The sequence below is a fragment of the Paenibacillus sp. FSL R5-0923 genome, from assembly GCF_038009145.1.
In the GTDB taxonomy this organism is placed as follows: domain Bacteria; phylum Bacillota; class Bacilli; order Paenibacillales; family Paenibacillaceae; genus Paenibacillus_AQ.
Map to the genome: position 1 here is coordinate 5,054,879 of NZ_JBBPAT010000001.1, position 12,487 is coordinate 5,067,365.

Below are 12,487 nucleotides of genomic sequence, written 5' to 3' on the forward strand. Positions count from 1 at the left end.
AATGACTCCTGAACTCTTCAGGGGTCTTTTTTTTACCCTTCCACAACATCTGCTCTTAAATCACTCGCAACCTCAAGCATTCTCGGGATCACAGCTTCATTATTTCCAGAAACGTAAATATCCCCTTGATAATGCCTAAATGGGATTGTAGTATCACCAAAGCTCCACATAAAGAAATCTCCCTCAATAGACATCGTAGTGGCGCCTGCTACTGTATAAACTGATGTATAGGTGAAATCAGGTTTTGATGCGAAATACTGCTTGCACTCTTCTAAAGATATGGTTTGTGTTGAACCTCCATCATTTTGCATAGCTCGTGTAATTCGATAACGTTTGCTCATTGTGATGCCTCCAATATTTTCTGTAAAATGATCAGCTACCTTGTCCCGATCAAATATAGCATACAATAAAGCGTAAATCCCAGCTATCCTAAACCTTAAATTACTTCGCCTGTCCCATAACTCACATACTACCTTCCGGAATCCATACCTTCATTTCACCACTGCCACGATTGCCCCACAAGTAATATGGAACAGCTTTGACCTTAACGGATTGAAGAGGTGCTTTCTCTCTGCTGTAAAGTCCACCACTCCAGCTCTCTTGATCAACACGCAGTCCATCTGCCTCGACAACAACAGCGCCACCAAGCAAAGTCTCATCAAAAGCCGCCGTAAGTTCACCGTCTTCTTTTAAAGAAATAGAGCTTAAAGGCTCACCATTATCGATACTTTCAAGGCAATACACAAGCGGTCCGCGTTGAATCGTTACTTTTTGAGCATCTGCACGCAAATTGGGATGAGCGTAAATGCGATGTGCCTCCATTGGGTCATTCACTTCGATTATGTCTCCTGCTCTCCACATTCTCCGAATAACGAGGTATCCCTGCTCGATGTTCTCAGCAGTGTTCAGCGCTTCACCATTGACTCTGATTTCCATTCCTAGACTCCACGATGGAATCCGTAAAGCAATCCCAAACTCCGCTTCCTCTTTCGGATTGATCTTCATCGAGACTATACCTTTCCATGGATAGGTACTTTGTTGTTGAATGGCGACATCCGTTCCGCCCAGCTTTGTTCTCAGCTCACTGCCAATATACAAATTCGTATAGAGTGTATCGCCATGAACCGTGTAAATATATTGATTGAGCGAAGTAAGTAGACGCGCGACATTCGGAGGGCAGCAGGCGCAGCCAAACCAGCCTTGACGTTCAGACTTCACATGATGTTTCTCCGGGTTGCAACTGCATGCCTGAGGCCATACTTCTAGTGGGTTCACATAAAAATAGTGCTTGCCATCCTGTGCCATCGAGCCCAGTACATTGTTGTAAAGCGCCCGCTCCATGACATCGGCATAACGTGCATCCGGTGATATTCTCAGCATACGCTGTGCAAAAAAGATCAACCCAATAGAGGCACAAGTCTCTGCGTACACCGAATCGTTAGGCAGATCATAATCGAAGGTGAACGCCTCCCCTCTATGTGTAGAGCCGATCCCGCCTGTAATGTACATTTGCTTGTTCGTAATGTTATTCCACAGTCTCTCGCATGCTTCACGAAGTGATTCATCTCCAGTAATAGCGGCAAGATCAGCCATAGCAGTATACATATAAACCGCACGTACAGCATGGCCTACAGCCACCTTCTGCTCTCTTACTGGAAGATGACTCTGGTAATATTTTAAATCAAGATCCTCCTTCCGACCTGTGAAAAAATTGATCTTCCCCAGATTATCCCATTGTTCCTTTAAGAAATTCGGCTGTTGACCTCGCTCATTAATAAAAAAGCTGCTGAGCTTCAAATATCGTTCCTCACCTGTCAATCGATACAGCTTAACGAGCGCGAGTTCAATCTCCTGATGCCCATCATAGCCCTGCATTTTGCCTTCTTCCGGTCCAAACACAGAATCGATATGATCAACCATTCGGCACATGATGTCGAGCAGTTTTCTTTTGCCAGTAGCTTCATAATAAGAAACGGCAGCTTCTATGAAATGTCCAGCACAGTACAGCTCATGACAATCGTTCAAATTGGTCCAGCGTTTACCCGGTTCTTTTATCGTAAAATAAGTATTTAAGTATCCATCTTCCTGCTGCGCCTCGCCAACGAGGTCAATCACTTCATCCGCTTGACGCTCTAGCTCAGGATCACGTGTAATGCTTAAGGAATAACCAACAGCCTCCAGCCACTTAGCCACATCACTATCTTGAAATACCCAGCCGTAAAACTCGCCAGTCTTCCGGCCCGCAGCAATCTCAAAATTAGCAATGGCATGACTCGGTTCAGCTCCCAGAGCTCTATCGTGCAATGCCTCATATTGATAGGGGATAACAACGTTCTGGACCAGCCTAATGTATCCGCCCCAGAAATCATCTTGAATGGTAACAGTTTGATCTTTTACAACTTCTTGATCCTGTATAATCTTGTTCATCCTCATCTTCCCCTCAGCCTTATTTCATACTCGCTAATAATAATTATAGGGGGTAGAATAGATTAAAAATACGATCAGAAGCAACCCCTTTTTTGTACTATTTCACACTTTAGAAAGGAGGGATAATTACAAAATGGGCCTTTCATTTATACATTTCGCTGCGCCGCCATTTCCTTATTTTCTAGAATGCAATCGCACGGTTTATCAACCCGGAGATCAGCATCCGAATAGAAGCCATATTGGAATATTTGATCTACTTATTGTAGAACAAGGCTGTCTATTTATCGGGGAGGACCATAATCAATGGGAGGTTTCGGCGGGACATACACTGCTATTGCTGCCCGATCGCTATCATTACTCCGTTAAGCCATGTGATGAGACCACTTCATTTATATGGATTCATTTTCATACCCTTGCAGATTGGTCTAGCTCTGAGGGTGGACCCGTGTATATCAACCGTGAAACACATTTTCGGCAGTTTCTTACTCCTCCGTATACCATTCGAGTGCCACAGTTCGGCCCTCTCCCTGACCCTTTTGAACGGAGTGGACAAGCTGAGATGCTATTACAGCTGTCTACGGGCCGGCGTTCCAGCGCAGTTTGGCAGCAGCAACGGATATTTGAAGAAATGCTGCGGATGATGGATCTGGCACAGCATGATACTTCAGAAAGTCACGCGGTGGAAATTGCAGAGCAGACGGAGACTTATATCCGTAATCATTATGCGGAGCCTCTCTCCAATGCCTCACTAGCGGACGCACTGCATTTTCACTATAACTACCTTACTCGCTGCATGAAACGAGTATATGGGCTGACTCCGATGGAGTATTTGACGGATTACCGTTTGGAACAGGCTAAGCTATTGCTGCTTAAGACTGAGCTTTCTATAGCCGGAATCGCAGAACGTACCGGCTTCGAGAGTGCCGCCTACTTCTCGCGTCGATTTGCTCAGCAGATCGGAATCTCTCCGCTTCGCTTTCGTAAGCGTTACTCCCGTTAAAAACACAAGCAGCACGTCTCCGATTATTGGACACGTGCTCCTTCCTCCATACCGTTACATTCATACTTTCATTTCTGACTTGCTTACGCTTAGTTACTTGGTGTCTTTTGAGCGTTAGGAACCGTCTATTCCTCACACACTATGTAATATAAGACTTTTTAACCCTGATTCATAATCAGGTTTTTTTGTTCAACTGCAATTTTTTGGAAGTGACAAGCATATTTATAGACATGCCTTTAATGTGGAGATGTTAAATATGCGGCCATTAAGATACCTTATCATTCTTTTAGGAAGCTTACTCGTTGCTGCGGGAACTAATTTTTTTCTCGTACCATATAAAATCCTGGATGGGGGAATAATAGGGATAGCCCTCATTATTAATTATTTATCCGACGCTAAAATTGGCGTAGCTATAATTCTCTGCAGCTTTCCTATCTTTCTGCTCGCTTGGTTAAAGGAACGCGATATCTTTTACAACAGTGTACTCGGCCTATTGATCTCATCATTTCTGATCGAGCTTCTCGGTCCTTTCCAATATCACTTTCTATATTATTTTGAGTTTGGTTCCATTTCTAGCGCCATTATTGGCGGTTTTTTGATGGGAACGGGACTTGGGATTATGCTGCGGTTTAAAGCAAGTACGGGTGGCACCGATCTGCTCGCTCAATTTATAAAAAGGTATGTCCCGCTGAACCTTGGATTCATCATTTTTTTGACCGACTTTATGATTATCGGCGCGGGAGGACTCCTGATTTCCAAGGAAACCTTCTTCCACTCCATCCTCACGATTATCTCTGGGGGCGTGGCTACGGGTCTATGCACACTTGAGACGAAATAAATGGAAATAAATAAGAATATACACGATCATACGTTCGCATTATAATAAGGAGAAAAAATATAAGGTATCTCTACCTCACCTGGAGCGTGTGAACCTATGAATAAAGAGCGTGTCATTATGCTATCTGATTGCCAAAGCTTCTATGCCTCCGTGGAAAAAGCCTCTAATCCGCAGTACAGCAATAAGCCGCTGATCGTTGCTGGAGACCCAGCTAGACGGAGCGGTATTGTGCTGGCTGCCTGCCCTATAGCCAAATCCTATGGCATTACTACCGCTGAGACGTTGAAGGAAGCGCTGGCAAAATGCCCCGAAGTCATCGTGGTCAGACCACATATGCAGCAATATATCGATGTCTCCTCTCAAATCACAGATATTCTACGTAAGTTTAGCGACCAGGTAGAGCCCTATTCTATCGATGAACAGTTTATTGATGTCAGCGGTAGCCTCAGCTTATTTGGCAGTCCAAGGGAGATCGCTACCGCCATTCAGGATCTAATTCGTAGAAACACAGGTGTGCGTGCGCGCATCGGCATTGGATATTCCAAGGTTACCGCCAAAATGGCTTGCGACCTGTGGGCCAAGAAGAACGCGGATGGTATATTCACCCTCGCTAACGAGGAGCTTCCGAATGTGCTCTGGCCTCTCCCCATTAGCGAGCTGTTCATGGTAGGTCGCCGCATGTCCGCCCATTTCCAAAGCATGGGTATTACGACAATTGGACATTTGGCACAGATGCCGCTAAGCGAGCTGAAATGGCGCATGCGGGAGAAATTTCACAAAAAATGTGATATCGACGCCGAGCTATATTGGCGGATAGCCAATGGCATCGATGACAGCCCCGTGAGCCCCAGCACCTATGAAGTCGCACCCAAGAGTGTCGGGCACCAAATGACGCTGCCAAGGGATTACTATAAGCTGCAAGATATTAAGACCATCATTCTTGAGCTATCTGAGCTTGTATGTAGACGTTGCCGCAAATTGAAAGTACATGGTGCAGTCGTGTCTATCGGCTGCCAAGGTGCCAGCTTTGATGACCCCACAGGCTTCTCAAGACAAACTACAATGAGCGATCCTACAAATGCCACCCTGCTGGTATATGAGGCAGCTCTTTCTCTCTTCAAGCTCCACTGGGACGGTCAGCCTGTGCGTAGAATCCACTTAAGCCTGTCCAATCTATCTGACGAAAGCCAGTACCAGCTAACCCTATTTGAGTCTCGCCCTCGCTATCGTGAACTCGAACGTGCGACCGATGCCCTCAAGAATAAATATGGGGAGACTATCATTGGGCGAGCAGCTTCTTTTACAGATGCCGGGCAGCTTAAGGACAGATCTGGAAAAATCGGCGGACACTATAAATAAAAACTATATTAAAATACACACCATATCGTTTATAATGCTATATTGGGGTTGTTATTTTCACGTAGATGAAGCGACAATCGAAATATGTAAACATAGATAATCACATTCCAGAGGAGGACCGGAGAAGTTGGATAGCACGAGCAACACTAACACTACGTATTATGAAATCGTTGATCTCTGTCTTCTTGCTGGCAAGATCATGCTGCAGAATGGTGCAGAAACATCCAGAGTTGAAGATACGATGACACGAATGGCAGGATCCCTCGGGTTCCCAGGAGCACATAGCTATGTGACGCCAACCGTTATTATGTTCACCACAAATAGAATAGAACCTGTTAAGTTATACAGAATTGCGGAGCGAACAACAGATCTGCAGAAGGTATCGGAGGTCAATGACATTTCTCGGCGTCTAAGCGAACGTCAGATTACAGCTGAGGAAGCTCGTGCAAAATTAGGAGAAGTCGATGAAGCCTCACCTGTCTATCCCGTATGGCTGCAGATCTTAGCAGCCGCCCTTACTGGTGCTTGCTTCACCGTTATGTTTAAAGGCAGTTTGTGGGATGCTCTCCCCGCCTTGCCGATTTCCGGACTAGGCTTCGCTGCGGTCATCTATCTGCATCGTTTAGTGCAGACTAAATTCTTCGCAGAGTTTTCTGCTTCCTTCCTGATCGGACTTCTAGCCTTCTGTTCTGTAAAGCTGGGGATAGGTCAAGAGATGGACAAAATCATTATCGGCTCCGTTATGCCTCTAGTACCCGGACTACTCATTACTAATGCCGTTCGTGATCTGATGGCCGGTCATCTGGTCTCAGGCATATCCAAGGGAGCCGATGCCTTTCTAACTGCATTTGCGATCGGTACAGGTATCGGGCTTGTACTATCACTATTTTAATATCCATGTGAAAGAGGTTAGCCCTTCATGATTTTGCAACTTATAACCAGTTTTATCGCCGCGGCAACCTTCTGTATTCTATTTAATGCGCCTAAGCGCTCACTACTACAGTGTGGTTTTGCCGGAATGGTGGGCTGGATGGTGTATGTGCTTCTTAATGTAGAGTTCGGACCTGTTGTAGCTACGTTTGCAGCTAGTGTAATAGTGGGCATCGTCAGCCAATTTTTTGCGCGATCCTTCAAAATGCCGGTTATTATTTTTAGTGTAGGTGGTATTATCCCGCTTGTTCCGGGTGGTCTCGCTTACGATGCTATGCGTAAATTTGTGGAAGAGGACTATACTCTGGCTGTAGAAATCGCTGTTCGGGCATTAATGCTCTCTGGAGCCATTGCAGCTGGACTCGTGCTAAGTGATGTAATTGGACAAATGTTCCGTCGTCGTGCAATCAAATAACAGCATACTTCTTCAAAAAAAAGAAATCGCCTGTTGGTACAATGGTGGTCACCCATCCATCTCCCAAGGAGCGATTTCTTTGTTCATCTCTATGCAAATAACGCTTCAGGGAAGACTAAAGGCGCAGCACCCGGATGAATACTATTGATACTAGTGTTCTTGATCCAGGACAGCCCTACAGTACCCTCACCCGCATGAACAGCCACAGCAGGAATATAGGTCATAATCTCAGTTCGTATGTCAGGCGCCATTGCTTTTATGTCCTCTTCTAGCTTGAGTGCCATCTCTAAATTATTCGAATGCATGATACATACATCACTAACAAGCCCTACATCCTGTTTAAATATCTCCAAAAGCGCTTGTTGCGTTTTCTTCATTGTACGGATTTTCTCCACAACAACGACCTTCCCTTCGTCAAAACGAAGCAGCAAGTTTATACGCAGCAATTGGCTAAGTACAAATTGTGATCCAGAAACACGTCCACTGCGATGAAGCTGTGTCAAGCTTGCAGGAATTAAGTAAAAGGACATATTCTGAATAATATTTTCAATCTTCGCTTTAATTTCTAGTCCAGAAAGACCCTTCTTCTGCCAATGTATACCGCGCATGATCATTTCTCGGATTGGATAAGCGCCAACCTTGGCATCAATTCCAATTACATTAGCCTCCGCTATTTCGGCGCCTTGCATCGAAGCATTGTAAGTGCCACTGAGCTCTGAAGAAAGATGTACAGCAATAATTTCATCGTATTCTTCCTTCAACCGTTCGTATAGCTCAATAAACTCACCGATTGGAGGCTGTGAGCTGCCTACCTTTTCATGCTGGCGCATTTTCTCATAGAAGTCATCGATCGTAATATCTATATTCTCTTTATAACATTCGTTGTTAATAATAATCCGTAACGGAATAATATATACATGATTATTCTTAGCGAACTCCGGATCTATGATACTTGTACTGTCGGTTACCCAGGCAATTGATTTCATGGTCATTTGTCACTTCTCTCTCTCATAAAAAGGAATAGTAGAATGAATGAGGAGACAAGGGCCAATAATTTCTGACCAGTGAATCACACGCTCACCCTGAATAATCAACTTAAGAATTGAACAGCGGTTAAGTAATCCGCGTATTCGTAAATTATACAGGATAACAAGCGTTAATATAGGCAAAACAGGCCTTTCAAGCAAATTTCAATCCATTTAATTCAACATTATTCGACATTTTTTCACATTATATATGACGAATATACCTATCCTAATAGAGCCACTTCATGTTATGAAAAAGCTAAACCACAGCAAAAATATCCCTGCCCCCGGCATCTGTCAGTTTTCCAACTTCAACTCATCCATCTGCTTCTGAATCTGAGCGACATCTACTGTTCTTTGAAAACGAACCTCCGAGCGACTGAAGCGATCCTGAGTAATGGAAGTCTGTTCAAGCAAATCGCTAAACAGCTTGCGTAGCTGTAGCATTTTGTCCCGTTCCGCTAGCGCATCGGCGATCGATTGATCACTCGGATCAAAATCGTCTGCTCATTCACAGCTCTTTCTAACTCCTGCAAAAGAGCTTCAGGTTGTTCAGCCGGCTCCTCACCCTCTTGAACTTTAACGACTCGCTCCAGCCGCTGCTTTAGCTGCGCGATTTTACGGGTTAGATCACTTCGCTTCACTAACGCTTCCGCAAGTTTCAGATCTGGATTCCCCCTAAAATTTTCTGATAGCTAGCGAATAAAGCTCGTGTGAAGAGATGCCGTGGTGTTCAGTACAGCTAATCCTCCCAAATCGATGTCTCTAAATGATCTACGAACTTGCGTAATTTACCAGCTAGCTTGCGGTTAATGGTTCCATCCTGATACATTTGCTGCACCTTATCCCGCTGCTCTTGAATGGCTTTCAGCTTCATTTCAAGCTTTTGATCATCAACAAGCCCATCCTTTGTCCAGCCTTTCCCTTGCTCCAGACGAGAAATTAACTGCTCATAACTGCATGCAACCTTCTCGGCTGCATTTCGGTTGTTCTCGTTCTTACAGACATTAATAGCAGCTATAGCAGCATGGGCCATGGCAATTTTCGCTTCTCTAGCACACTCAGCCTGTTGCAGCATTTGTTGGCTGGCTTCCCCTTCATTCTGACCTGAGAACATTCCCGCAAACAGCCGTCTGATCTCGGTAATCGATATTCTAATTTGTGAATTTAGACTTCTGGCCAGAAAGACCTCACTATGATCCAAGAATCCTCCCAGCTTCTGAGCCACTGAGGCGGGAATCTCATTGTTCTCTAGCAATCGGTTCAGTTCTTTACGTTCAGCTTGCAGACCCACAATCCTCGCTTCAACACCCAGTCGGCGGAAGTTCTCGAGTGCTGGATCATTTGATTGGTCCTCACGGTTTAGACTATAAACCTTTTCTCTAAATTCACTCAAAGCCGGTTGTGCGGATTCCTTACTTTCTTCTGTCATCATACTTTGCAGCATGGTTAAACCGGCAGCAATAACTTTAGACTTGGCCGCCTGCTCGGCTCCTGTCTCACCTGATTCAGCAACTGGCTCTTCTTTACCTGCTAGAATTGGCAAAAAGATACTAGCGATCAGCAGCGACATTAGAATAACACCTGCGGCGATAAAGATGATTAAATCACGCTCAGGAAATGGTGATCCATCCCCAAGAAAAAAGGGAATCGAGAACGCACCGGCTAAGGTAACCGCTCCACGCACTCCTGAAATGGTGAGGATTAATAGTGATTTAACAGATGACTTCTCCATTTTTCGCAGACGAGATCCTACTAAAGAGAACACATACACCCATACAAACCGTAGTACAAACAGCAGCATAGTAATGGCTAATACATAACCTACAACTATAAGATTATCCACGGTCGTATCACGGTAGATCACTTCTATAACGTCTGGAATAGATAAGCCAAGAATAAGGAAGACCAGCCCATTCAATATATAGAGCAGAACAGACCATGTACTAGCGGATACCAGTTGTAGCTTATACTGCGGAGATACGGCACGGTCCTTCTCAACCGCATGAATAACCCCCCCTGCAACCACTGCCAAAATGCCAGATACCCCTATCTCTTCACTGATCAAATAAATAATAAAAGGAGTTAGGATTTGCAGCAGCACATGCACTGTGATATCCTCCATCCCCAGTCTGCGAATAATTACGCTTAGCCGAATCAGAAGAAAAGCCAATAATGCCCCAACGATCAACCCGCCTGCAGCAATAACTACAAAGCTAATGGAGGCTTTCGGTAAAGAAAACATACCCGTAACTGCTGCAGCAATGGCAAAGTTAAAGGCAACAAGCCCGGAAGCATCATTCATTAATGATTCGCCCTCTAGAATGCGGTGAATACTCTTAGGAAGATGTACTCTACCAGCGATTGCGCTGACCGCGACCGCATCTGTAGGTGACAAGATCGCTGCCAGAGCAAATGCAGCTGCTAGCGGGATCGTTGGAATCATCCAGTTGATCGAATATCCAGCAATAAGCACCGTAGCAAAAACCAATCCCAGCGCTAGCATTAATATCGGACCCCGTAAGTTCCATAATTCATTTCTTGGCGTCCGTTTCCCATCATTGAACAAAAGCGGTGCAATAAACAATACGAAAAACAGCTCTGGTTCCAATGTCATATGTATTCCCAAAGGCATTAACACAACCATTACACCCAGACCAATTTGAATTAACGGTATTGGCACAAAGGGAATAAATCGGTTTATGATGTTGGAAATTGCGATAAGGCCCAGTAGGACGAGTACAACTAGAAAAGTCTCCAAACCACATCAACTCCCTTTTTTATTTGGTTATTATATCGTAAAGCTTCGGGTAAGGGAAAAATATAGAAATAGAAGTTCTCAACAATAATGTCCCCTAGAAATTACACAAAAAATACATCAGATATATATTGACAAAAATATTTATTTATGTTATAATAATAAATTACTCTATTGAAATTACATTTTATTTTAAGTATTATATGCATTAGCCTAACGGCATCGCTCTTATCATCAATCATGGAGGGATCTTATGCATATTGCTAGTGGAATAGAAATGTTAGAGATTACAGCACAGGTTATGGGCGGGAGTGACACGATTTACCCTACGCTGCTCTGGGATCAAAATTCTGCTGTACTCGTAGACACTGGATTTCCGGGCCTGCTCCCAAAATTCAAAGAAGCTCTAAAAGAAACCCATGTGCCTTGGGAACAACTGCGCACCGTAATCATCACACATCAAGATCTAGATCACATCGGGAGCTTACCTGATTTACTGTCAGAAGAATGTCTAGAACTGACAGTTCTGGCTCACGAAATCGAGCAGCCTTATATTGAAGGAGAACGAATGCTCCTTAAACACACCCCCGAAGCTTTAGCTGCGGCAGAAGCCATGATCCCCCCTCATGTACCAGAGGAATGGCGCCGCGCTTTCCTATCCGTGTTATCTCATCCCCCTAAAGGAAGAGTAGATCAAACCATAGTGGATGGGGAAATACTGCCTCTTGCCGGTGGAATTACGATTATCCATACACCAGGACATAGCCCTGGACATCTGAGTCTATACCATCATGATAGCCGTACGCTAATTGCCGCGGATGCTCTTACCGTTCAAGGCGGTGAGCTGCACGGCCCCACTCCTTCGGCAACGCCTGACATGAAGCAAGCTTTAATCTCTCTGACAAAGTTCGCCGAGTATGAGATTGAAACGGTCATTTGCTATCATGGCGGAATTTATCGCGGAAACGCAAACAAACGGATTGCTGAAATTGCGGAAGCAAGAGAATAGACCGATGCAAGAAAGCAGAGCCCTTATCTGGCTCTGCTTTCTTTTTATATATAGTCCTTACTCGTTATACTCACTTATGATTCCGAAACAACTGTAAACCGTTCACGAATATGCTGCGGCTGTTCAATTTCATCTACAATAGCAATCGCATAATCTTCATAGCTGACATAGCTCTCACCTTTGGAATTCACAAGCAGATGATCTTTGCCTTTCACATAAGAACCCGTTCTAGTCCCAATTGCAAAATTAGCGGATGGACTAACGAAAGTCCAAGATAGCGAGTCTGTACCTTGCAGAATCTCCAGGTTCTTCCCTTGATTCGTAGCCGTTGGCTTGATAAAGTCAGGGAAATCAGGGGTATCTACCACTTTAATCGTCTTAGCTTCATCTACATATAGACTTCCCGCACCTCCAACTACAATCAATCTTGTATTAGGGGCATCCTTTAATGCTTCAATAAGCACATTTCCGGCATCCACATGCAGATGCTCTTGTCCAAATGGTGCTCCGAAAGCATTCACAACAACATCAAAACCCTTCAAATCTTCAGCGGTAAGTGCAAATACATCCTTTTCGATGACCTTTGCCTTACGATTTGCAACTTTCGATGCATCCCGTACAATGGCTGTAACTTCATGGCCTCTATCTAGCGCTTCCTGAGTGATTCGGCTTCCGGCTTTTCCACTTGCTCCTACAACTGCGATTTTCATATTATTTCCTCCTGTA

Annotated in this window: 11 protein-coding genes and 1 pseudogene; 6 read left to right on the top strand and 6 right to left on the bottom strand. The window is 44.5% G+C overall.

From position 1 onward, the window contains the following. Window positions 1–32: 32 nt before the first annotated feature. Window positions 33–341, bottom strand: a complete 309-nt coding sequence (locus tag MKX35_RS22720) for a hypothetical protein (protein ID WP_042187261.1) — start codon at window positions 339–341, stop codon at window positions 33–35. A 121-nt stretch (window positions 342–462) separates the two neighbouring features. Beyond that, the gene (locus MKX35_RS22725) at window positions 463–2,427 is read right to left on the bottom strand and encodes a glycoside hydrolase family 127 protein (protein ID WP_076282975.1); all 1,965 of its coding nucleotides are present in this window, start codon (window positions 2,425–2,427) and stop codon (window positions 463–465) included. A 133-nt stretch (window positions 2,428–2,560) separates the two neighbouring features. Between MKX35_RS22725 and MKX35_RS22730 the strand changes: the two genes are divergently transcribed. From MKX35_RS22730 to MKX35_RS22750, 5 genes are all read left to right on the top strand, one after another. Further along, window positions 2,561–3,427, top strand: a complete 867-nt coding sequence (locus MKX35_RS22730) for a helix-turn-helix transcriptional regulator (RefSeq protein ID WP_076282976.1) — start codon at window positions 2,561–2,563, stop codon at window positions 3,425–3,427. A 247-nt stretch (window positions 3,428–3,674) separates the two neighbouring features. After that, complete coding sequence (locus tag MKX35_RS22735) at window positions 3,675–4,265, top strand: YitT family protein (protein WP_076283375.1); 591 nt, start codon at window positions 3,675–3,677, stop codon at window positions 4,263–4,265. Between the two features lie 96 nt (window positions 4,266–4,361). Then, window positions 4,362–5,624, top strand: a complete 1,263-nt coding sequence (locus MKX35_RS22740; protein ID WP_076299479.1) for a DNA polymerase IV — start codon at window positions 4,362–4,364, stop codon at window positions 5,622–5,624. 127 nt (window positions 5,625–5,751) lie between these two features. After that, window positions 5,752–6,516, top strand: coding sequence for a threonine/serine exporter family protein (locus MKX35_RS22745; RefSeq protein WP_042187254.1), 765 nt, complete (start codon window positions 5,752–5,754; stop codon window positions 6,514–6,516). A 27-nt stretch (window positions 6,517–6,543) separates the two neighbouring features. Further along, entirely contained in the window at window positions 6,544–6,969 is a 426-nt protein-coding gene (locus MKX35_RS22750; RefSeq protein ID WP_042126727.1) for a threonine/serine exporter family protein, read from the top strand. An 89-nt stretch (window positions 6,970–7,058) separates the two neighbouring features. Here the strand turns inward: MKX35_RS22750 and MKX35_RS22755 are convergent, their stop codons facing one another. The 3 genes and pseudogenes from MKX35_RS22755 to MKX35_RS22765 form a co-directional block, all read right to left on the bottom strand. Next, window positions 7,059–7,955: a DegV family protein gene (locus MKX35_RS22755; RefSeq protein ID WP_081382875.1), complete on the bottom strand. Its 897-nt coding sequence runs from the start codon at window positions 7,953–7,955 to the stop codon at window positions 7,059–7,061. 336 nt (window positions 7,956–8,291) lie between these two features. After that, window positions 8,292–8,659 (bottom strand): annotated as a pseudogene (locus MKX35_RS22760) (DIP1984 family protein). A gap of 77 nt (window positions 8,660–8,736) precedes the next feature. Next, window positions 8,737–10,755: a Na+/H+ antiporter gene (locus MKX35_RS22765; RefSeq protein ID WP_076299480.1), complete on the bottom strand. Its 2,019-nt coding sequence runs from the start codon at window positions 10,753–10,755 to the stop codon at window positions 8,737–8,739. Between the two features lie 250 nt (window positions 10,756–11,005). On the opposite strand from MKX35_RS22765, the gene MKX35_RS22770 reads away from it, so the two are divergent. After that, window positions 11,006–11,761, top strand: coding sequence for an MBL fold metallo-hydrolase (locus MKX35_RS22770; RefSeq protein WP_076299481.1), 756 nt, complete (start codon window positions 11,006–11,008; stop codon window positions 11,759–11,761). Between the two features lie 74 nt (window positions 11,762–11,835). On the opposite strand, the gene MKX35_RS22775 is transcribed toward MKX35_RS22770, so the two are convergent. Further along, window positions 11,836–12,471 carry an NAD(P)-dependent oxidoreductase gene (locus tag MKX35_RS22775; protein ID WP_076299482.1) on the bottom strand — a complete coding sequence of 212 codons (636 nt, stop codon included), beginning with the start codon at window positions 12,469–12,471 and terminating at the stop codon, window positions 11,836–11,838. Between the last annotated feature and the right edge of the window lie 16 nt (window positions 12,472–12,487).

Coding starts and splice junctions, on each gene's coding strand:
- MKX35_RS22735 (WP_076283375.1), top strand. CDS start 3,675: ATGTTAAATATGCGGCCATTAAGATACCTTATCATTCTTTTAGGAAGC.
- MKX35_RS22720 (WP_042187261.1), bottom strand. CDS start 341: ATGAGCAAACGTTATCGAATTACACGAGCTATGCAAAATGATGGAGGT.
- MKX35_RS22750 (WP_042126727.1), top strand. CDS start 6,544: ATGATTTTGCAACTTATAACCAGTTTTATCGCCGCGGCAACCTTCTGT.
- MKX35_RS22755 (WP_081382875.1), bottom strand. CDS start 7,955: ATGAAATCAATTGCCTGGGTAACCGACAGTACAAGTATCATAGATCCG.
- MKX35_RS22740 (WP_076299479.1), top strand. CDS start 4,362: ATGAATAAAGAGCGTGTCATTATGCTATCTGATTGCCAAAGCTTCTAT.
- MKX35_RS22730 (WP_076282976.1), top strand. CDS start 2,561: ATGGGCCTTTCATTTATACATTTCGCTGCGCCGCCATTTCCTTATTTT.
- MKX35_RS22770 (WP_076299481.1), top strand. CDS start 11,006: ATGCATATTGCTAGTGGAATAGAAATGTTAGAGATTACAGCACAGGTT.
- MKX35_RS22775 (WP_076299482.1), bottom strand. CDS start 12,471: ATGAAAATCGCAGTTGTAGGAGCAAGTGGAAAAGCCGGAAGCCGAATC.
- MKX35_RS22725 (WP_076282975.1), bottom strand. CDS start 2,427: ATGAACAAGATTATACAGGATCAAGAAGTTGTAAAAGATCAAACTGTT.